This window comes from Cupriavidus sp. UGS-1, assembly GCF_021213615.1.
Lineage (GTDB): Bacteria > Pseudomonadota > Gammaproteobacteria > Burkholderiales > Burkholderiaceae > Cupriavidus.
This window is the reverse complement of the sequence record NZ_JAJQJF010000012.1, coordinates 78,813-99,964: the sequence shown is the minus strand read 5'-3', so window position 1 is coordinate 99,964 and position 21,152 is coordinate 78,813. Positions and strand designations below refer to the sequence as shown.

Below are 21,152 nucleotides of genomic sequence, written 5' to 3'. Positions count from 1 at the left end.
GAGGCTATTCCCTGGCTTTGAGCGGCACCGCGGCCGGCGTCGGCGCGGTGCGGGGTTTGGGGTGCGAGGCGCCGTGAGCCGATGCGGGCGGCCGCAGTACGTCCAACGGAGACAGCAGCGGCAGTGCGGGCCTGGCGCGTCCGGAGGACGGAACAGCGGCCGGCGCGGGCGCGGCTTCGTCTACTGGCATCGAGGACGTCGGCGAGCGTTCCGCCTCGGCTTCCGCCGCCTGATCGTTCGCCTGTCCGTTCGCCTGTCCGTTCGCCTGTCCGTTCGCTTGCTCGCGCGCCTGCAGCCAGCCGCTGTAATCGGGCAGCGCTTGCTCCTGCGCCTGCTGCGCGAACGCGTTCAGCGCGGCTTCGATGGTCGGCGCGTCGCCGCAGCGCAGCTCGCCCGAGAACAGCGCCTCCAGCGGCCGCTGGAACACGCGCCGGCAGACCGCGTCGGCGTCGTCGAGCCGGCAGGCGAAGAAGAACACATAGACGCTGTCGCCGTCCGCGCTGCAGATATCGCCGGTGCGGTTCATCCGGCAGGCGCGCAGCGCGTCGATATGCGCGACCTCCGGCAGCAGCGTGAGGCGCAACAGCACATGCGGCAGCCGGATCGTGCGGCCCTGTTCGACCGCGCCGCGCACCGTGTCGATGAACTCGGCCGGCGGCACATAGCCGATCGCCGAGCCGGTCAGCACCGCCGATAGCGCGGTGCGGTAGTCCGCCGGCAGCGGGCGCGAGAACACCTGGCCCTGCACGCCTTCGAGCATCGCCTGGACACGCGCGAACGGTGTGCGCCGCGCGACCACCAGATTGGCGCCCAGATTGAGCAGCAGCAACTCGTAGTGCTGCCGCATCGCCTCCTGGTCCTCGCGCACCACGATCTTCAGCGCGCTGCCGCGCGTGCGCCGCAGCCGGTGCACCTGTTCGGCCAGCGTCTCGAAGGCGCGGTTGCCGTGGTAGTGCAGCAGCACGGTCGCCGCCACCGCGCCGCTGGCGCTCGCCACCGCGGCCTCGTTGCTGTCGACCAGCTGCCAGGACTCGGGCACCCAGCGCTCGTGCGCGACCGCATCGCGGCAGACGATCACGCGGTGTTCGTCCGGCGCCAGCAGGCCGGCCGCCGCGGCATCGCCGCCTTCGCCTTCCGCGCCGGCGCCGCTGACCATCAGCCGGTGCTCGTCGGCGGCGAAGCGCAGCGGCAGCGAGCGGCTGGCGAGCACCGCCTCGCGATCGCGCCAGAACGCGACCTCCCAGGTGAACTGGCCCTGCACCTGCGCCAGATGCGCGGCGCCGGCAAAGCGCGCGTGCAGGCTGCCCAGATCGGCGGGCCGCCGGGTCTCGTCGATATCGTCGGTCGGCGGGGCGAGCACCAGCAGCAGCGACAGCCGTTCGCGCACGCACCACGCCGCCAGCCGCGCGCCTTCGCGCGACAGGCGCGCGCCGTCGTCCCACGAAAAGCACGCTTCGGCGCCCTCGACCATCACCACGCTGTGGCGGGCCGCGCATTGGTCGGCCAGGGCCTGCAGCGCATCGATCAGCGTGTCGATGTCGGCGCCGCGCTCGTCCACGCGCAGCCCGCACAGATTGGCGCGATGATGCAGCGCGCCGCCGACGTCGATATCGAGCCCGTGCTCGCGCAGCGCCTGCGCGATGCCGTCGGCCGGACGGGCGGACAGCACCGTGGCCGGACCGCGCAGCGCGGTGGCGGCGGTCTGCCAGAACAGCGCATCGCGCGCCGGCGACGGCGCGGCATAGACGATATGCGCATGGCCAGGCGCCAGCGTGGCCAGTTCGGCCGGCAGGCCGTCGATCGCCAGCGCGGGACGTGCCTGCAGCCGCGCGAACAGCGCCGAGCGCGGCGGCGCGGGCGCGGTCGATGCAGCGGAGTGCGGGGTCAGCGAAGTGGTGGCGGGCCTCGTCGATGGGTTCATGATGCGTCGATCCGATCTAGTACGAGGAATACGGCCGCACCGGCTCGGGCGGGAAGGGCACCGGTCCGCGTTGCGGTTCGAAGTGATAGCGCAGATAGGCGATCGCGCGATTGGGCGCGTAGTCGCGCGAACGGTCGATCTGCAGCGCCATGCCGGCGACCCACTTCGGCGCGAAGCGATATTCGACCGCGGCCAGCGCGGTATAGCTGAAGCCGCCGCCGCTGCCGCCGCGGAACGACCGATTGCCAGCCAGGGCCTGCAGGTCCGGCCGGGTCGGATAGAACGGCATGTCCTTTTCGTAGGTATCCGACCAGCCGGCCGAGCCGCCCAGCCGCCACGACCAGGCGCCGCGCCGCCCGGTCCATTCGAGCGGCACCGACAGCGACAGATAGCGCTGCGGGCTGTAATAGCCGCCATGGCCGAAGGTGTAGTAGCGCAGGTTTTCCTGATAGCGCCAGTAATTGACCACCAGGCCGCTGGTCACGCGCTGGTTGCGCGCCTGCAGCAGCGGCCAGTCGAAGCCGGCGCGTACCGTCAACTCGCGATTGGTGCGGACGTTATGCCCGGTCAGCACGCCGGCGCCGACGGTGGCGAACAGGCTGCCGCGGCCGACATCGTGCGAATAGCCGAGCGTGATGCCGTTGCGCACCACGCCGCCCCAGCGTTCGCCGCTGGCCGGATCGATCGCGCCCGCGTAGGAAATCAGGCTGCTGGTCACCGCGCGGCGCGATACGTCGATGGTGGCCGCGGCGCGGTTCAGTTCGGCGCGATAGCGCAAGCCGCCGACCACGGACTGCTGCAGGAAGCCGAGCGGCGTCGTGCCGAGGTCGGCGCGCCAACTGTCGTAGGCGCCGTTGTACGCATAGCCGGCGGCCAGTGCCACGCCCTTGTCGCTTTGCCCGCGCGGCGCGATGCCGGCGCTGCCGCGCGCGGCGATCTGGCCGAACTCTTCGGCGCCGCTGGCGTCCATGCGCAGCGTGCCGGCATCGAGCAGCACGGTGTCGGCGTGGAAGAACACGTGGCCGGTGTAGCCATGCGGCATCCGCACGTACAGCGGGATTTCGGTCGCACTCAGTTCCGAGATGCCGCTGTCGCCGGACTTGCGCGAGAACAACGTGGCGGTGGCGACCTGGCCGTCGCGGCGCGCATCGAGGTCCTGCAGCGCGCGCTGCGCGGCGGTGCCGCCGGCCGCGGGGGCCGCGGCTTCGGCCTGCTCGAGCGTGCGGGCTTGCCGGTACAGCGAGGCCGCGTCGTCGAAGCGGCCCCCGGACTGCGCGATCCGTCCCTGCTGCACGACGATATCCGCGCGCTCGGGATAGCGCTGGCGCAGGGGGTCGACCACCGCGGCCGCTTCATCGTCGCGGCGCAGCGCCGTCAGCCGCCGTGCCGCCGACAGCCGCGTATCGATATCGTCGTCCGCCGCGCCGGCCAGCACGTCGCGCACGATGCGCAGCGCCTCGTCGTTGCGTCCCGCGCGCTCGGCCAGCCGCGCCAGCGTCAGCCGCGCGTCGGCATCGTCGGGGTTCCGTGCCAGCACCGTGCGGGCGGCCGCCGCGGCGCCGTCGAGATCGCCCTGGCGCTCGCGCACGTCGGCCAGCGCCAGCGACCAGCGCGGGTCCTGCTGTTGCTCGGCCGGTACCGCCGCCAATACGCGCAGCGCCCCGGCAGGATCGTCGTCATCGAGACGGCGGTCGGTATCGCGCAGCGCGAGCCGCAGCGACTGGTCGTCGAGTGCGGCGCGCTGCGCGGGCTCGAAGGCGCCGCGTTGGCCGCGGCTTTGCATGTCGCGATCCCGCAGGTCGTCGAGCCAGGCACGCAGCGCCTCGTCGCGCCCGGCGGCGGCGAGCAGTTCGCCGTAGCGCAGCCGCACGCCGATCGCCGGATCGTCGGGATGGGCGGCCAGCCACTGCTGCACCAGCCCGAGCCCATAGTCGGACTCGCCGAGCGCGATCGCTTCGCGGCCGACGGTGGCCAGCATCTGCGGATCCGCCTGCGTCGCGTCCGCGGCCTGCCGCAGCAGCGCGCGGGCCTCGTCGTGCCGGCCGGCGGCCAGCGCCAGGCGGCCCTGCCGCAGCAGCTGCTGCGCGCGCAGATTGCCGCCGAGCTCGCGCATGCCTTCGGTGCGCTCCGCTTCCGGAATCTGCGCCAGCAGCGCGGCCGCGGCATCCGGGTCGTCGACGGAATGCAGGTACAACGCGCTCGCATAGCGCATGTCGGCGTTCGGCGCGAGGCGCAGGCCTTCGTCCATGGTCTCGCGGCCCAGCGCCGGCAGCCCGAGATCGCGATAGGCCCGTGCCAGCATGTAGCGTGTCCACGGTGCGTCGGGGGTCAGCCGCAGCGCTTCCTCGAGTCGGGCGATGGCCGGGCTCGCGCGGCGCTCGGCCAGCAGCTGGTCTGCCTGCCGCGTCAGCAGCTCGGCGCGCAGTTGGCGCAGCGTCTGCGCATTGGCCGGCGATGTCTGCAGGCGCGCCTCGGTGGCGGACAGCAGTGGATCGATCTCGGCCCCGCGGCCGTTGTTCTGCAGCAGCGTCACCAGCCGGCGCAGCGCGCCGGGGTCGGGCGTGCGGCCGGCGAGCTGCTGGCGCAGCAGCGTCTCGGCCTCGGCCTCACGCTGCTGCGCGACCAGCGCGTCGGCCAGGATCACCAGCGCATCGGCGTTGTCCGGTTGGCGAGCCAGCGCCTGTCGGGCCAGCGTTTCGGCTTCGCCGGGCTTGCCCTGCGTGCCGGCCAGCCGCGCACGGGCGATGGTGCCCCAGAAGGTCGCGGTGTCCAGCAGGCTGCGCCATTTGTTGCCCTGCTCGGGATCGAGCTGCAGCGCGCGCGAAAACAGCGCGCGCGCCTCGTCGTGCCGGCCCTCGCGCAGCCGCACCAGCCCGAGGCCGCCGACCACCTCGGCATCGTTGCCGCGCGTGCGCATCGCCTGCTCGAAAGCCGCCTGCGCTTCGGCAAGATTGCCGCGCTCGAGCTGCCGCAGGCCCCGCTGGCGTGCCTGGTAGGCGGGATCGGCCAGCATGCGCCGATGCGCTTCGCGCTTGCGGTCGAGCTCGGCCAGCGTCTGCCGCGCGATGTCGTCGTCGGGCACTTCCTGCAGATAACGCTCGAACCAGACCGCGTAAGCCGGATCGTCGCTGACGCGATACAGCGTGCGGCGCCAGATATCGAGCGCGGTCTTGCGGTCGGCGTCGGTGCGCTGGCTCAGCCGGTACAGCAGGCCGAGGCCTTCGGCGCGCGTGGCGGGGCGGTCGGTCAGCAGGTCGCCCAGCACCAGCGCGAGGCGGGCGTCGTCTGGCCGCTGCGCCAACTGCCGGCGCAGTTCCGCGATCGCGTGCGGACGGCCCGCGTCGGTGCCGGCCAGGATGCGGTAGTAGTCGATTCCCAGCTCGCCCTGCGGCGGCCCGTCGGGAAACAGCTTCTGCAGGCGTTCGAGCGCTTCCTTCTCGTTGCCGCCGCGCGCGAGCATGCGCACCGTTGCCATTTCGCGCTTGTCCTGCGTGGCGATGCGATAGCTGTCCTCGAGCTCGCGCGTGGCCGGGTGCTTCGGATGGTGCTGGCGCAGGCGCTGCAGGATCCGTTGTGCTTCGGCAGGGCGGTTCGAACGCAGCTCGATCTGCGCCAGCAACAGCAGCGCATCGGGCTGCTGCGGCTCGATCGTCAGGATCTTGTCGAGCGCGCCGCGCGCCAGATCGGCGCGGTTCTTGGCCTCCCACATGCGCGCCGACGACAGCAGGCGCGCCAGCTCCGCGTTGATGGAGGGGGCGACGGCGGGCGCAGCGGCGGTCTGGGCGGTGGCCGGCAGCGCGGGAACGAGCAGCACCGCGGCGGCGGGAATCAGCGGCGAGCGGGGCATGTCGCGGTCCAGGCCGGCGTCAGCGCGCCATCGGCTTCGAAACGGTACAGGCCATCGAGATGGCCGAGCGCGAACAGCGCCAGCACCTGGCTGTAGTAGCCCAGCGGCTGTTCGGCGGCCAGCTTGCGCATCCGCTCCACCTGCCGCTGCGCGGCGCCAGCTTCGCCGAGCGCGGCCAGATACGGCGCGACCGCGGCGGAAAAGCCAGCATTGCCGGAGTTCGGCCCGACGGAGCCGGAGCGCGTATCGACGCGTTCGGGCGGGTGTCCCTGTGCGATGGTGTAGTCCGCCATCGGCCGATAGGTCTTCAGCAGCGGCGCGCGCAAGGGGTCCTGCGGCGACAGCATGCCGGCCCACAGATAGACGCGGATCGCGTTGTAGGCGCCTTCCGCCTGCGTCTGCTGGTCCGGACGGAAGCCCGGTTTGGCGCCGCCGTGATATTCGACCCAGTCCGGCGAAAAGCCGCGCGGCGCGGTATCGAGCAGCAGACGCGCCGAACTGGACAGCAGCTGCGCCCATTCCGGCTGTTGCGGCCACAGCGTGGCGAAGCGGCGCATCAGCTGCGGCGGCACATAGCTCGGATTGAGCCGCCACAGCGTCGGCGAAGGATGAAAGCCCACCGGGCCGGGCAGCAGCGTGCGGCCCAGCCCCGGCAGCAGCGCGCTTTCACGCTGCAGCACCTGGCGCGCGATCACGGTGCCGAGCGCGGTGTAGCGGCGCTCCTGCCAGAGCCGGCCGGCCTCGAGCAGCGCGTAGGCGATCCACAAATCGGCGTCGGAGGCGGGGTTGCTGTCGAGCACACCCCAGCTTTCCGGCTTGCCGCCGGCCGCCTCGCGCTTGCCCCAGATCCACGCAGGCAGGCGCGAAGCGAGGTCGCCTTCGGCCAGGTTGTTCTCGGTCCAGGCCAGCAGCCGCTCGAACGTTGGCCGGTCGTTGGCGACCAGCGCGAAGAACAGCGCATAGGCCTGTCCCTCGGACACCGTGGTCTGCTGCGGCGTGCTGGCGTCGATCACGCGGCCGTCGGCGCTGACCGTGTCGCGCTTGAAGCTGTCCCAGGCGGGCCAGGGGCAGGAGGCCGCGGCACAGCCGAGCGACGCCGTCAGCAGCGCCGCGCCGAGCAGCGCGCGCGAAGCCGCCGCGAGCCGGCGGAGGTTGCCGCGCAGGCACGCAGCCATCGCGAACCCCGCCATCGCGAACCTCGCCATCTCAGCCCCCGTTGCGCCGCGCGGCCAGCCGGGACAGCGCCCAGAACGCGCTCAGCGCCACCGCGAGGCCGGCCAGAATGCCGGCGATGCCGAGGAAGACCGGGTGCGAGGACACCCGCACCCAGACCCGCGCATACCAGGGGAAATCGCCGACGAAATAGCGCTCGCCGAGCCGCAGGCCTTCGACTTCCTTCGCACGCACCACGGTCAGGTCGCCGCGGATCTGCGCGACCTTGGCCGGATCGTCGAGGGCATCGAGCACATCGCCGAGCCGGTCGGCCTCGGTCGCGGTCACCGCGACCACGCTGTGCCGTTCGCGAAAAGGCGATTCGAAGCCGACCAGCGCGGCCAGCGGACCGCCGGCCGACAGGATTGCGCGCCCTGCCGGCGTCATCGCCTCCGGTTCGCTGTCGCTGAGCCAGTTCGACCATGCGCTGGCGCGCTGGTCGCGCAGCGCCATCTCGGTCTTGCCGCGCGCGATCATCAGCGGCAGCGACTTGCCCCAGCGCGCCAGCAGTTCGCCGGCGCTGCCGTTGCCGACGATCAGCAGATTGCGCTGGCCGACCGATTCGACGTCCCTGGCAGGCACCACCGTGACGCGCAGCGCCGGCAGCCCGGTCCAGCGGCCCATATGGCCGAGCAGCGTCAGCAGGGCTTCCTGGTCGATCGCGCGCGGCGCGTCTGGCAGCACCACCGCGGTGTCGGCCAGATCGGCCAGCCGCGTGAACGGATAACCGCTGTTGGCGAAGAAGGCCAGGTTCGGCATCGCGGCATAGTGCGCGAAGCCGCTGAAGTCGATGGTCGAGTCCGGATCGATCGCCGCGCGTGCGACCTTGGCCGGTGTCGACGCGCACAGGCCGGTCTTCTGCGAGTCCAGATGGAAGCGGAACTGCATCTGGTTGTCGCTGCCGACGCGGAAGGCCGGCACGCGGATCGCGTTGGAGACCACCGCGTCGCTGCCCGACAGCAGCGGCACGCTGACCAGATTCTCGTCGTCGCTGCCCGACAGCGGCCGCAAGCGATACGAGCGCACCAGCTGCTCGTTGATATCGACGTTCAGCACCGAGTCGTTGTAGGTCGACGGCGCGGTATAGCGGTATTTGAGGTTCAGCGGCACGCTGCGCTGGTTCCAGCCGTACAGGTCGGCCGGCACGCGCAGGTTGACGCGGATCGCCTGCGGGTCGTTGCCCGACACCTGCAGCTGCTGCGGATCGGTGACGAGCTCGCGGAACAGCACCGGACGATCGACCGGCGCCCAGTTCGGCGCGTCATAGGGGGCGCGCGGCGGCCCCAGGTCGACGCTCTGGATCGACGCCTGGCGGCCCGACATCGCGGCCTTGCCGAGCACCAGCGCGTTGGCCGCGGTCGTCAGCTCCTCGGCATTGCGGCCGGCGACCACCAGCAGCTTGTGGTCGGGACTGTTCGGATTGGGCATCACCGTGACCGTCGGGCCGGCGATCTCGCGCAGTCCCAGCGCGGCGGCGGCGGGGCCGGGCAACGTCAGCATGATCGCGTGCTGGCCGGCCGGCGCACTGCGCGCCACCGGGAAGCGCGCGCCGCGATAGTCGGCCAGCGCGCCCAGCCACGACGCCACCACGCCGGCCGCGCGCAGCGTCGCCATGTCGGCGTTCTCCGCGAGCACGAACGGCACGGTGACGCGGCGATTGTCGCGGCGATCGAAGAAAGGCAGCGGCAGCAGCGCCAGATTGTCCGGCAGGCGCAGCGCGGCGGTGGTCAGCGTCAGCGCGCTGTTGGCGCTGATATCCGTCCACAGCGCCGAATGCGCGGCGTCCTCGCAGTGGTCCACCGTGTAGTGGCCGATGAATTCGATCGCCAGCCGATTGAAGTCGGTAAACAGCCGCGGCTCGAGCGGAATGTCGCGTGTGACCTGCTGGCCCGCGCGATTCGCCTCGAGCGGCAACGTGGCGACGACCTCGTCGTTCAGCTTGATTTTCAGATGCGACAGCGGATAGATCAGCGAGGGCGAGTAGGTGTAGTGCAGCCGCAGCGTGGCGCTGGTGACGACCTCGTCCGCACGGATGCCGACATTGAGCACGCGTTCGGGATCCAGTCCGCGCAGCGCGATCGGGCCATAGGCGCCCATTTCGGCGACCGTCAGTACCTGGCGGCGGGCCGCCGTGCCGGCCGGCGCGGACGCGGCAGTGGCCGGCGCGCCGACGCCGGGCGTGGCGCCGCCATTGCTGCTCGGACCTTCGACTGCAGAATTGGGGGAGGCGGGTTGGGAGTGGGCCGGCGGCAGTGCCATCGCGGCCAGAAGCCATGCCGTGGTCAGCATGGCGCCACGCCGGCGCGGCGTGGCGACAGTCGAATCGATCCTCGTCATCAATGCCAAATAAACGGTGAACGCCCGCTGTGCGTCCGTCTGGCCAGGTTCCCCTCGATAGCTGCGGCGGGGGCGGCGCTCTGTGCAATACGATGCGCCTTGTCGGGCGGAGTCTACACCAATGTCGCACGCCGTCCGCTCGCGCAGACCGCGGGCGCAACAAAAACGTCCGCCTTGGGGGCGGACGTTGGATCGTTGCCACATTGGGGCGTGGCCGACGGCGAGGGGGTCGCGCGGACCGTCGCGGAAGCCGCCGGCCATGCCCAGGGATCAGTGCGCGAACAGCCAGATCAGGACCAGCACGAAGGCGGGTACACCCAGCAACCAGGCGAGGATATAAGGCATGGTTTCGCTCCTTGTCGTGAACTCCATGGCTTCACTATAGGGAGCGCGGCCGGGGCCTACTGTCGGGACCCCTCCGCTAGGCTTGTAGGACTGGGCCGACCGGCTGTCCGACGGGCTGCCCGCATGGGCGCTGCATATCGGTGCGCTGCATCAATGCGCACCGTGCCCGCTCAATCCTCGTCATCCTCGCTGTCGAGGAAGTCGCGCCGGATCATCCAGTTGCGGATGGCCTCGTCGCAGACCTTCTTCAGCTTCTGGCGGTCCGGCAGCTTGTCGAACAGCTCGAAATTGACCAGCGCCATGCCTGCATCGGTGATGTAGAACAGGCGCGCGGGATCGTCGTAGTGGACGATGCGGCCGTCGATGTCGGAGTCGTCGCTCTCGGTCGGCATGTCCTCCAGCTCGACCACGCGGCAGGTGAAGCGCGGGCTGCGGGTATGGGTCAGATACTCGAATTCGTCGTGCATCACTTCGCCCCCCTTGCCGGTGGCGATGGCGAAGCCCCAGATGAAGCGGGGCATCGGCAGATCGGACAGATCGTCTATCTCGTCCATGGTGTTCTCCCTGATTCGATGACCCGCATTATCGCTCGGACACCATGGTCCCGCCCACCATTCACCAATCCCTCGCGGACGGGCGCGGCGCGCCTATCGTTGCGCGCGGCAGTTCGCGTAGACCGGGGGCGCGTTTTCGCCCTGCGTGACGTCCTGCAGCATGGCCTCGTCGCCCTTGGTCCACCAGACGTGCTGGCCATGCGCGTAGCGTGCCCCGGACGCGCTGAGGACGGTGACGAACAGCAGCGGCTTGCCGTCGAGCCGCAGGATCGCGATCTGGTTGTCGGCACTGTTGAAATAGCGTGCGGTCAGCCGTTTGTCGTCGTCGCAGCGGTAATGCACGGTGATCGGTGGGTCGAAGCGCACGCCGTCGATGCCGGGGCGGGCCTGTGCCGGCGCGGTGAACGAGGCGGCCGCGAGCAGCGGGGCGCAGGCCATCAGCGCGGCGCGGCGAAAGGGGAGGGGCTTGACCATGTCGGTGGGTTCCTGCGGGGAGACGGTCCAGGTGCAATCGATCAGGAGGCGCGCCCGCGCGTGACGCTCAACGTCCCGCGCCGGCATCGAGACGATAGCTTGCCGCGAGGCCGCGCAGGCTGTCCACCTCGGCTTGTTGCCAGGCGGCGTCGTGGCCCAGTTCTTCCGCGAGGATCGCGGCCACGCGCGGAGCCACCGCGTCGGCCGCGCGCGCGTCGAGGAACAGCAGGCGGTTGCGGCGCGCGACCACGTCCTCGACCTTGCGCGCCAGTTCATAGCGGGCGGCGAAACGGACATGGGCCTCGGTCAGGCCGGATTCGGGCGCGATCACGTTGTCCGCGCCGGGCAGGCTGCGCAGCAGGCCCAGATCGCCGCCATAGTAGCGGTCCGGCGCGTTCAGGTTGGCCTGGTGGCCGGCCCATGCGCCCGCGCCATGCAGCGGCAGGTCGGCGGTCACGCAGGGCGCGGCGCGCAGCATCTGGCGCCGAATCGCGGTGTCGATGACATCCTCGGCCATCTTGCGGTAGGTGGTCCATTTGCCGCCGGTCACGGTGATCAGGCCCGCCTTCGAGACCACGATCGTGTGCTCGCGCGACAGCGAGGCGGTCGAGTTTTCGCCGGTCGCCTTGACTAGCGGGCGCAAGCCGGCCCAGACGCTGGTGACATCGTCGCGGGTGGGATCGCGCGACAGATAGCGCGCCGCGGTCTCCAGGATGAAGTCGACGTCGTCGTCCTCGGCGCGTGGCTCCAGCGGCAGGTCACGGCGCGGCGTGTCGGTGGTGCCGACGATCGTGTGGCCGTTCCAGGGCACCAGGAAGAGCACGCGGCCGTCGTCGGTCTTGGGCACCAGGATCGCGCGATCGCCGGGCAGGAAGCTGCGCGGCAGCGTCAGGTGTACGCCCTGGCTGGGCGCGACCATCATCTGCGCGCGCTCGTCCTCCATGCGCCTTACCGCGTCGACCCAGACGCCGGTGGCATTGATCACGCATTCGGCATGCAGCGTCAGTTCGGCATCGCCGAGCTCGTCGCGCACCGTGACGCCGCCGACCACGCCCGCCTGCATCACGAGACCGGTCACGCGGGCATAGTTCAGCGCGACACCGCCCAGATCGAACAGCGTGCGCATCAGCGCGATTGCGAGGCGCGCGTCGTCGAACTGGCCGTCGAAATACAGGTTCGCGCCACGCAGCGGCCGGCCGCCGACATGCTCGGCCAGCGTCGGCGCCGCGTCCATTGCCTGCTGGTGGTTGAGCCAGCGGCTGTCCATCAGATTGCGGCTGCCGGCCAGCATGTCGTAGACCTTCAGGCCGATGCCGTAGAAGGGCTGGTCGAACAGCTGATAGGCGGGCACCACGAAGCCCAGCGGCCACACCAGGTGCGGCGCGTTGCGCGCCAGCATGCCGCGCTCCTGCAGCGCCTCGCGCACCAGCCCGATATTGCCCTGGGCCAGGTAACGCACGCCGCCGTGCACCAGCTTGGTGGCCTTGCTCGAGGTGCCCTTGGCGAAGTCGGCGGCCTCCAGCAGCAGCGTGCGGTAGCCGCGCGAGGCGGCATCGACCGCGGTGCCGAGTCCGGTCGCGCCGCCCCCGATCACGATCACGTCCCAGCGGCGCTCGCGCTCCAGCGTGGCGAGCAGCGCCGCGCGATCCGGGGGCAGGGTAGGGTTGGGTGTCTGCATGGCAAGGAAAGCGGTGCGAATCGGATCGGTGGGTAAGACGGTTCGAGGGCGCGGGCTCAACTGGCCGACGGGGCATTGGCCGATGCCACATTGGCCGGCGCCGCATCGTCGCGCGCCCAATCCCGCGCGCGCTCCACCGCGCGATGCCAGCGCGCGAGCTGGCTGGCGCGCGCATCGGCCGACAGCCGCGGCTCGAAACGCTGTTCGATCTGCCATTGGCTGGCCAGTTCCTGCTGGTCGCGCCAGAAGCCGCTGGCCAGGCCCGCCAGATAGGCGGCGCCCAGCGCGGTGGTTTCGGTGACGCGCGGGCGCACGACCGCGGTGCCCAGCAGATCGGCCTGCATCTGCATCAGCAGGTCGCTGCGCGAGGCGCCGCCGTCGACGCGCAGCTCGGCCAGCGCGATGCCGGCGTCCTTCTGCATCGCGTCCAGCACGTCGACGCTCTGCAGCGCGATCGCCTCGAGCGCGGCGCGCGCGATCTGTGGACGGCCGGTGCCGCGCGTGATGCCGATCAGCGTGCCGCGCGCAAACGCGTCCCAGTGCGGCGCGCCGAGTCCGGCGAAGGCGGGGACCAGCACCACGCCGCCGGTGTCGTCGCATTGCCGCGCCAGCGGCTCGACCTCGGGCGCGCTCTGGATGATCTGCAAGCCGTCGCGCAGCCACTGGATCGTCGCGCCGCCCATGAAGACGCCGCCTTCGAGGCAATACTGGGTGGTGGCTTTGCCGCTATCGCCGGCATGCGAACCGAGCTGCCAGCCGATCGTCGTCAGCAGCCGGTTCTGCGAGACCACCGGCGCCGATCCGGTGTTCATCAGCAGGAAGCAGCCGGTACCGTAGGTGTTCTTCGCCATGCCGGGCGACAGGCAGGCCTGGCCGAACGTCGCCGCCTGCTGGTCGCCCGCGATGCCGGCGATGGGCAGCTCGGCGCCGAACACGCGTGCCGCGGTTCGCGCGACCTCGCCGCTGGACGGCACCACTTCGGGCAGCAGGCTGCGTGGAATGTCGAGCAGCGCCAGCAGCTCGTCGTCCCAGCGAAACTCGTGGATGTTGAACAGCATCGTGCGCGACGCGTTGGAGACGTCGGTCACATGGCGCGCGCCATCGGTCAGCTGCCAGATCAGCCAGCTGTCGACCGTGCCGAAGGCGAGCTCGCCGCGCGCCGCGCGTTCGCGCGCACCGTCGTAGTGGTCGAGCATCCAGCGCAGCTTGGTGCCGGAAAAATAGGCGTCGATGACCAGACCGGTCTTGGCGCGGAAGCGCTCCCCATGGCCGTCGCGCTGCAGCGCCTCGCACATCGGTGCGGTACGGCGGTCCTGCCAGACGAGCGCGCGGCCGACCGGCTCGCCGGTGCGGCGATCCCACAGCACCGCGGTCTCGCGCTGGTTGGTGATGCCGATCGCGCGGATCTGGCGCGCGGACACGCCGGCGCCGTTCAGCACCTCGTGCGCGACGGCCAGCTGCGATTGCCAGATCTCGTAGGGGTCGTGCTCGACATGGCCGGGCTGCGGGTAATATTGCCGAAATTCGCGCTGGGCGATCCGCACCACATTGCCGGCATGATCGAACAGGATCGCACGCGAACTGCTGGTGCCCTGGTCGAGCGCCAGGATGTATTCGCCGCGCGCTGGCGTCGTGCTGTCGGTCATGGCTGCCATCCTGCTGATTTCAATGATTCCGTGGTTCCGCGGTTGCGTACGGCGGAGCCGAAAGAAGAACGCCCCTGGCGGGCGCCAATATGTCGATGTCCCCTTCCCACGACCTTGCACAACGCATTGCCGCCAACCTGGCCGCCAACGTGGCCGCCAGCCTCGGCGCGCGCTCGCGCTTCGATCCCGCCCAGCATCTGCGATTGACCGTCGACGGCCTGCAGGTCGGCTGGCTGCCGCGCCGGCATGCGCAGACGCTGCGCGAGCTGGAAGGGACCGAGGGCATCGGCTTCGCCGTGCTGGGCACGGAAGCCGACGACACGGTCGTGCTGTTGCCGCGGATCCATGGTTTCGACGCGCGTACCGCGGCGCTGGCCACGGTGGCCCGCCGACTGGCCGCGCACAACCTGCTGCGCGGCTGGCGCGATGAGGCGTTCGCCGTCACGCCGGCGCTGGATCATCCGGCCCTGGCGACGATCGAACGCGCGGCCGCGCGCTATTTCGGTCTGCTGACGTTCGCCTCGCACATGAACGGCATCGTGGCCGGCCAGCGCGCGCTGTGGATCGCCCGGCGAAGCGACAGCAAGGCGGTCGATCCCGGCATGTGGGACAACCTGGTCGCCGGCGGCATGCCGCACGGCAGCGATCCGCTGGCCACGCTGGTGCGCGAATGCGACGAGGAGTCCGGCATTCCCCCGTGGCTGGCGGCCCAGGCGCAGGCCCACGGCACGGTGCAGGTGCTGCGCGAAATCGACGAGGGCGTGCAGTGGGAAACGGTCTATCTGTACGACCTGGAACTGCCCGCCGACTTCGTGCCGCACAACCGCGACGGTGAGGTCGCCGAGCACCGGCGGGTCGGCCCGGACGCCGCGCTTGCTATCATGGCGGATGGCGCGATGACGCTCGATGCCACGCTGGTGACGCTCTGTGCGCTGCGCCGGCGCGGTTGGGCGCCGCCGGTACCGGGCTTCGCCGACTAGCGCAGCCGCGCTGTACCGGGCCCCGTACGGCGCGCCGTATGGGGCCCCGCAAGGCGGCCGGTTCGCCGGGCGCGCCCCCTCCAGAGAACCCCAACGATGAGCAATCCAGGCTTTATTCTGACCATTTCGTGCCCCGATCAGCCGGGCATCGTGCATGCCGTTTCGGGACTGCTGTTCCAGCACGGCTGCAATATCGTCGATTCGGACCAGTACGGTGACGAGTACACCGGTCGCTTCTTCATGCGCGTGCATTTCACCGCGGCCCCGGGCGGTCCGGAGCTCGGCGCGCTCAAGAGCGGGTTTGCGCCGGTCGGCGAGCAGTTCTCGATGCAGTGGGAGCTGTTCGATGCCGCGATCAAGCCGCGCGTGATGATCATGGTGTCGCGCATCGGCCATTGCCTGAACGATCTGCTGTTCCGCGCCAAGAGCGGACAGCTGCCGGTCGAGATCGCGGCCATCGTGTCGAACCATCGCGACTTCTACCAGCTGGCCGCGTCCTACGACATTCCGTTCTTCCATCTGCCGCTGATGAACGCGTCGGCCGAGCAGAAGGCCGCGCAGGAGGCCAAGGTGTTCGAGGTGGTGCAGGACCAGAAGATCGACCTGGTCGTGCTGGCGCGCTACATGCAGGTGCTGTCGAACGACCTGTGCCGCAAGCTCGAGGGCCGCGCGATCAATATCCACCATTCGTTCCTGCCCAGCTTCAAGGGCGCCAAGCCCTACTACCAGGCGCACGATCGCGGCGTCAAGCTGATCGGCGCGACGGCCCACTATGTGACCGCCGACCTCGACGAAGGCCCGATCATCGAGCAGGAGATCGAACGCGTGGACCACAGCATGGACCCGGACCAGCTGACCGCGGTCGGCCGCGACGTCGAATGCGTGGCACTGGCCCGCGCGGTCAAGTGGCATGCGGAACATCGCATCCTGCTGAACGGGCACAAGACGGTCGTTTTCAAGTAAGGACCGCTGTTGCCGGGGTTGCCCTCTCCCCCGCCCCTCTCCCGCGCGCGGGAGAGGGGAGAGCACCGTCAGTACCCGCAGACCGACTGCCTCTCGACCGCCCGCGCTGGATGTGGAGAAGGCCGGCAGCGCGCGCACACCGACATGCCCTCTCCCGCCTGCGGGAGAGGGGTAGGGGAGAGGGCAGCTCCGCCCCTTAGTCTCCCGCCACCACACACTTCACTCCGCTGTCCGCGACGATCTGCTCGAACGGCGCCCGCAACGGCTCGTCGGTGAAGAGCCGGTCGATCTGCGACAGGTGCGCCAGCTCGACCATCGCCTGCCGGTTGAATTTGGTTGCATCGGCGGCCAGCCAGACCTCGCGCGAATGCTCGATGATCGTGCGCGCCACCTTGACCTCGCGGAAATCGTAATCGCGCAGCGTGCCGTCGGCCTCGATGCCCGAGATGCCGATCAGGCCGATGTCGACCTTGAACTGGCCGATGAACTCGACCGTGGCCTCGCCGACGATGCCGCGGTCGCGCGAACGCAGCACCCCGCCGGCCACGATCACCTCGCAGTCCTGGTTGTCGGCCAGGATGTTGGCGACGTGCAGATTGTTGGTGATCACGCGCAGGCCGCGATGATGGACCAGCGCCCGCGCGATCTCCTCGACCGTGGTGCCGATGTTCAGGATCAGCGAACAGCCCTCGGGCACCGCGGCGGCCACCGCGCGCGCGATGCGCGCCTTGCCCTCGGCATTGAGCAGCTGGCGCTGGCGATAGGCGATGTTCTCGGTGGTCGAGCCATCCATCCGCACGCCGCCGTGAAAGCGCGCCAGCATGCCGTTCTCCGCCAGCAGATTGACGTCGCGCCGGACCGTTTGCAGGGTCACGCCGAACTTGCGTGCTAGCTCTTCGATGGAGGCGAAGCCCTGGCTGCGGACTTCTTCCAGAAGAGCGGTCTGGCGGGGATTGAGCGTCATGCCGGGATTCTAGTTCAAACAAAAACGAAAACAAATGACGCATTGCACTATTGTTTTTTGTTCGCTTCTTTACTAAAACGAGCAAGCAAGCCATCGATGCGCGCCGGAGTCCCTTTTCGCGTCCCGCCCTGTGTCCGCTGACCGCGCGACCTTCCTTCGGGCCGAACCATGCCGCGCGCAGGGCAAGAACCCCGACGGAGACCGGATGCAGCTCAGACTGGAAGGCATCGCGCAGCAGGCAGGTTCGCAGGTCCATCTCTATCCGATGTCGCTGGCCCCGGTCCCGGGCGCGGTGACGATCCTGCTTGGCGCGACCCAGGCCGGCAAGACGTCGCTGATGCGGGTGATGGCCGGGCTCGACCGTCCCAGCGCCGGCCGCGTGCTGGTCGACGACGCTGATGTGACCGGCATGCCGGTACGCCAGCGCAATGTGTCGATGGTCTACCAGCAGTTCATCAACTACCCGTCGCTGACGGTGTTCGACAACATCGCCTCGCCGCTGCGGCTGCGCGGCGCTGCCGATATCGACGGGCAGGTGCGGACGCTGGCGGCGCGGCTGCATATCGAACATCTGCTCGAGCGCCATCCGGCCGAGCTCTCCGGCGGCCAGCAGCAGCGCGTCGCGCTGGCGCGGGCGCTGGCCAAGGGCGCGCCGCTGATGTTGCTGGACGAGCCGCTGGTCAATCTCGACTACAAGCTGCGGGAGGAACTGCGCGAGGAGCTCGCCCAGCTGTTCGCGCAGGGCGATGCAACCGTGATCTACGCGACCACCGAGCCCGGCGAGGCATTGCTGCTCGGCGGCCATACCGCGGTGCTCGATGCCGGCGAGCTGCTGCAATACGGGCCGACGGCCGAAGTCTTCCATTACCCCGACTCGCTGCGCGTGGCGCGCGCCTTCAGCGATCCCCCGATGAACCTGATTGCCGGCGAATGGCGCGATGGCGCCGTGCATCTGCCCGACGGCATCGAGGTAGTGCTGCGCCCGGATGACAGCGCCATCGACAACGCCGTCGATGGTGCCCGCGATGCGCTGCAAGGCTATGCCGGCGCTGTGACCGTCGGCGTGCGCGCCGGCACGCTGTGGCTCGATGGCGTATCGGACCGGCACGACGAGCTCGCGGTCGGCGTACCGCGCGCGCGGGAGGGCGTGCCGCTGCCGGGACGGGTGGCGCTGGCCGAGCTGTCGGGCTCCGATACCTTCGTGCACGTCGACACCGCGGTCGGCAATCTGGTCGCCCAGGTGCCGGGCGTGCTGGAGCTGGCGCTGGGCGAGACGGTGACGCTGCGGCTCGATCCGTCGCAGCTGTATCTGTTCGATGCGCAGGGACGCTGCGTGCGCGCGCCGCGCCGCGTGCATCCGCGGCGCGCCAACGGGCAGGGGAACTGAGGCCATGGCCCGCATCGACCTGGACCTGGCCCATGCCTACGGCCCCAATCCGCGCAGCGACGAGGACTATGCGCTGCTGCCGCTGCGCTTTACCTTCGACGACGGCGGCGCCTATGCGCTGCTGGGGCCCTCGGGCTGCGGCAAGACCACGCTGCTGAACTGCATCTCGGGCCTGCTGCGGCCGTCGCAGGGCACCGTGTCGTTCGATGGCCGCGACGTCACCGGCGACTCGCCGCAGGCGCGCAATATCGCCCAGGTGTTCCAGTTCCCGGTGATCTACGACACCATGACCGTCGGCCAGAACCTCGCCTTTCCGCTGCGCAACCGCGGCGTGCCGCAGGCCCAGGTGCGCGAGCGCGTGGGGCAGGTGGCCGAGATGCTGGACCTGTCGGCCGTGCTCGATCGCCAGGCCAGCGGCCTGTCGGCCGATGCCAAGCAGAAGATCTCGCTGGGGCGCGGGCTGGTGCGTCACGACGTCGCCGCGATCCTGTTCGACGAGCCGTTGACCGTGATCGACCCGCACCTCAAATGGCAGTTGCGGCGCAAGCTCAAGCAGATCCACCGCGAATTCCATCTGACGCTGATCTATGTCACGCACGACCAGACCGAGGCGCTGACCTTCGCCGATCAGGTGGTGGTCATGTCGCGCGGCAAGGCCGTGCAGGTCGGTACCGCCGATGCGCTGTTCGAGCGGCCGGCCCATACGTTCGTCGGCCATTTCATCGGCTCGCCCGGCATGAACTTCCTGCCGGCGCGCTGGCGCGACGGCTGGATCGAACTGGCCGGACGGCGGTATGCGCCGCCGGCGGATGATGCCCTCGTGCAGCGGCTGCAGGCGGCCGGCACCTTCAAGATCGGCGTGCGCCCCGAATATCTGCGGCTGGCGCGCTCCGATGACGAGCAGGCGGTGCCCGCGCTGATCGAACGCGCGCAGGACATCGGCACCTACTGGATCGCCGCCGCGCGGCTGCAGGACAGCGGTGCCCATGGCAAGAGCATCGACAGCGCCGATGGCGCGCCGCTGCTGCGCGCCCGGCTCGGCGACGAGGCCGCCGCGCTGCGGCCCGGCGAGACCGCTTGGTTCTCGGTGTTCCACCGCCATACCTGCTTTTACGTCGACGAGGAGCTGGTCCGATGAAGCCGATCAACCAGAAGGCGTGGCTGCTGGTGTTGCCGGTGGTGGTCTGCGTCGCGTTCTCGGCGATCCTGCCCCTGATGACCATCGTCAACTACTCGGTGCAGGACATCATCTCGCCGGAGCGGCGCGTGTTCGTCGGCACCGAATGGTTCCGCGCGGTGCTGCGCGACGGCGAGCTGCACGACGCGCTGCTGCGGCAGCTCGGTTTCTCGCTGGCGGTGCTGCTGGTCGAGATTCCGCTCGGCATCCTGCTGGCGCTGTCGATGCCGGCGCGCGGCTGGAAGGCGTCGGCGGTGCTGGTGATCGTCGCGCTGTCGCTGCTGATTCCGTGGAACGTGGTCGGCACGATCTGGCAGATCTTCGGCCGCACCGACATCGGCCTGCTCGGCGCCGCGCTGGCCGGGCTCGGCTTCGACTACAACTACACCGGCAACGCGCTCGACGCGTGGCTGACGGTGCTGGTGATGGACGTCTGGCACTGGACGCCGCTGGTCGGCCTGCTGTGCTACGCCGGCCTGCGCGCGATTCCCGACGCCTACTACCAGGCCGCGCAGATCGACGGCGCCTCGCGCTGGGCGGTGTTTCGCCATATCCAGCTGCCCAAGCTGCGCGGCGTGCTGATGATCGCGGTGCTGCTGCGCTTCATGGACAGCTTCATGATCTATACCGAGCCGTTCGTGCTGACCGGCGGCGGGCCGGGCAACGCCACCACGTTCCTGTCGCAGTACCTGACGCAGAAGGCGGTGGGGCAGTTCGACCTGGGTCCGGCCGCGGCGTTCTCGATCGTCTATTTCCTGATCATCCTGCTGCTGTGTTTCGTGCTGTACAACTGGATGCAGCGTGCGGGCACCGTCGCCGAGGACGTTCCCCATGCATGATCCGGCCTCGCGTGGCGGCTGGTGGCGCGCCGCTTTCCTGCTGGTCTATCTGGTGTTCGCGATCCTGCCGATCTACTGGATGCTCAACATGTCGTTCAAGACCAACGACGAGATCCTGTCGACGCTGTCGCTGTGGCCCGCGCAATTCACGCTGGAGCATTACCGCACGATCTTCACCGATTCGTCGTGGTACTCCGGTTATATCAACTCGCTGATCTATGTCGCGCTGAACACGGTGATTTCGGTCACCGTGGCGCTCCCGGCCGCGTATGCGTTCTCGCGCTACCAGTTCATCGGCGACAAGCATGTGTTCTTCTGGCTGCTGACCAACCGGATGACGCCGCCGGCGGTGTTCCTGCTGCCGTTTTTCCAGCTCTATACGAGCGTCGGGCTGATGGACACGCACCTGGGCGTCGCGCTCGCCCACCTGGTGTTCAACGTGCCGCTGGCGGTGTGGATCCTGGAGGGCTTCATGTCGGGCGTGCCGCGCGAGATCGACGAGACCGCCTATGTCGACGGCTATTCGTTCCCGCGCTTCTTCCTGACGATCTTCCTGCCGCTGATCAAGGCCGGCGTCGGCGTCGCGGCGTTCTTCTGCTTCATGTTCAGCTGGGTCGAGCTGCTGCTGGCGCGCACGCTGACCTCGGTCGACGCCAAGCCGATCGTGGCGACGATGACCCGCACGGTCTCCGCCTCGGGCATGGACTGGGGCGTGCTGGCCGCGGCCGGTGTGCTGACGATCGTGCCCGGCGGCATTGTGATCTGGTTCGTGCGGCACTACATCGCGAAGGGCTTCGCGATGGGCCGCGTCTGAGCGGGGGTGGCGAT

The 21,152-nt window shown here is 69.8% G+C and carries 15 protein-coding genes; 6 read left to right on the top strand and 9 right to left on the bottom strand.

Annotated features, from left to right (window positions below; genetic code table 11):
• Positions 1-4: 4 nt before the first annotated feature.
• From bcsE to glpK, 8 genes are all read right to left on the bottom strand, one after another.
• Positions 5-1,921, bottom strand: coding sequence for a cellulose biosynthesis protein BcsE (gene bcsE / locus LRR16_RS16315; protein ID WP_232206524.1), 1,917 nt, complete (start codon positions 1,919-1,921; stop codon positions 5-7).
• A 16-nt stretch (positions 1,922-1,937) separates the two neighbouring features.
• Positions 1,938-5,768 carry a cellulose synthase subunit BcsC-related outer membrane protein gene (locus LRR16_RS16310; RefSeq protein ID WP_232206523.1) on the bottom strand — a complete coding sequence of 1,277 codons (3,831 nt, stop codon included), beginning with the start codon at positions 5,766-5,768 and terminating at the stop codon, positions 1,938-1,940.
• Positions 5,750-6,958, bottom strand: a complete 1,209-nt coding sequence (gene bcsZ / locus LRR16_RS16305) for a cellulose synthase complex periplasmic endoglucanase BcsZ (protein ID WP_232206522.1) — start codon at positions 6,956-6,958, stop codon at positions 5,750-5,752. Before bcsZ ends, LRR16_RS16310 begins: the two co-directional genes overlap by 19 nt.
• A gap of 16 nt (positions 6,959-6,974) precedes the next feature.
• Positions 6,975-9,269: a cellulose biosynthesis cyclic di-GMP-binding regulatory protein BcsB gene (gene bcsB / locus LRR16_RS16300; protein ID WP_232206521.1), complete on the bottom strand. Its 2,295-nt coding sequence runs from the start codon at positions 9,267-9,269 to the stop codon at positions 6,975-6,977.
• Positions 9,270-9,832: 563 nt separating this feature from the next.
• A complete protein-coding gene (locus tag LRR16_RS16295) occupies positions 9,833-10,216 on the bottom strand; it encodes a hypothetical protein (protein WP_006577295.1) in 384 nt (127 codons plus the stop codon).
• 93 nt (positions 10,217-10,309) lie between these two features.
• The gene (locus LRR16_RS16290; protein WP_232206520.1) at positions 10,310-10,690 is read right to left on the bottom strand and encodes an MliC family protein; all 381 of its coding nucleotides are present in this window, start codon (positions 10,688-10,690) and stop codon (positions 10,310-10,312) included.
• A 67-nt stretch (positions 10,691-10,757) separates the two neighbouring features.
• Positions 10,758-12,368 carry a glycerol-3-phosphate dehydrogenase/oxidase gene (locus LRR16_RS16285; protein WP_232206519.1) on the bottom strand — a complete coding sequence of 537 codons (1,611 nt, stop codon included), beginning with the start codon at positions 12,366-12,368 and terminating at the stop codon, positions 10,758-10,760.
• 56 nt (positions 12,369-12,424) lie between these two features.
• Positions 12,425-14,014 carry a glycerol kinase GlpK gene (gene glpK, locus LRR16_RS16280; protein ID WP_232206518.1) on the bottom strand — a complete coding sequence of 530 codons (1,590 nt, stop codon included), beginning with the start codon at positions 14,012-14,014 and terminating at the stop codon, positions 12,425-12,427.
• A gap of 95 nt (positions 14,015-14,109) precedes the next feature.
• Between glpK and LRR16_RS16275 the strand changes: the two genes are divergently transcribed.
• Together LRR16_RS16275 and purU are read left to right on the top strand one after the other, a co-directional pair.
• Positions 14,110-14,994, top strand: a complete 885-nt coding sequence (locus LRR16_RS16275) for an NUDIX hydrolase family protein (RefSeq protein ID WP_232206517.1) — start codon at positions 14,110-14,112, stop codon at positions 14,992-14,994.
• Between the two features lie 96 nt (positions 14,995-15,090).
• On the top strand, positions 15,091-15,957 hold the full coding sequence (gene purU, locus LRR16_RS16270; RefSeq protein ID WP_232206516.1) for a formyltetrahydrofolate deformylase: 867 nt from the start codon (positions 15,091-15,093) through the stop codon (positions 15,955-15,957).
• 196 nt (positions 15,958-16,153) lie between these two features.
• Here purU and LRR16_RS16265 read toward each other — a convergent pair whose 3' ends face one another.
• Positions 16,154-16,921 (bottom strand): DeoR/GlpR family DNA-binding transcription regulator, encoded by a 768-nt coding sequence (locus tag LRR16_RS16265; protein WP_064576047.1) that lies wholly within the window; start codon positions 16,919-16,921, stop codon positions 16,154-16,156.
• Positions 16,922-17,126: 205 nt separating this feature from the next.
• On the opposite strand from LRR16_RS16265, the gene LRR16_RS16260 reads away from it, so the two are divergent.
• Genes LRR16_RS16260 through LRR16_RS16245 form a run of 4 tightly spaced genes read left to right on the top strand, consistent with a single transcriptional unit; the run spans position 17,127 to position 21,138 of the window.
• Positions 17,127-18,308, top strand: a complete 1,182-nt coding sequence (locus LRR16_RS16260; RefSeq protein ID WP_232206515.1) for an ABC transporter ATP-binding protein — start codon at positions 17,127-17,129, stop codon at positions 18,306-18,308.
• A gap of 4 nt (positions 18,309-18,312) precedes the next feature.
• Positions 18,313-19,446: an ABC transporter ATP-binding protein gene (locus tag LRR16_RS16255; protein ID WP_232206514.1), complete on the top strand. Its 1,134-nt coding sequence runs from the start codon at positions 18,313-18,315 to the stop codon at positions 19,444-19,446.
• Positions 19,443-20,324 carry a carbohydrate ABC transporter permease gene (locus LRR16_RS16250; RefSeq protein ID WP_232206513.1) on the top strand — a complete coding sequence of 294 codons (882 nt, stop codon included), beginning with the start codon at positions 19,443-19,445 and terminating at the stop codon, positions 20,322-20,324. The genes LRR16_RS16255 and LRR16_RS16250 overlap by 4 nt, the downstream gene beginning before the upstream one ends.
• On the top strand, positions 20,317-21,138 hold the full coding sequence (locus tag LRR16_RS16245; protein ID WP_006576490.1) for a carbohydrate ABC transporter permease: 822 nt from the start codon (positions 20,317-20,319) through the stop codon (positions 21,136-21,138). The genes LRR16_RS16250 and LRR16_RS16245 overlap by 8 nt, the downstream gene beginning before the upstream one ends.
• Positions 21,139-21,152 lie beyond the last annotated feature (14 nt).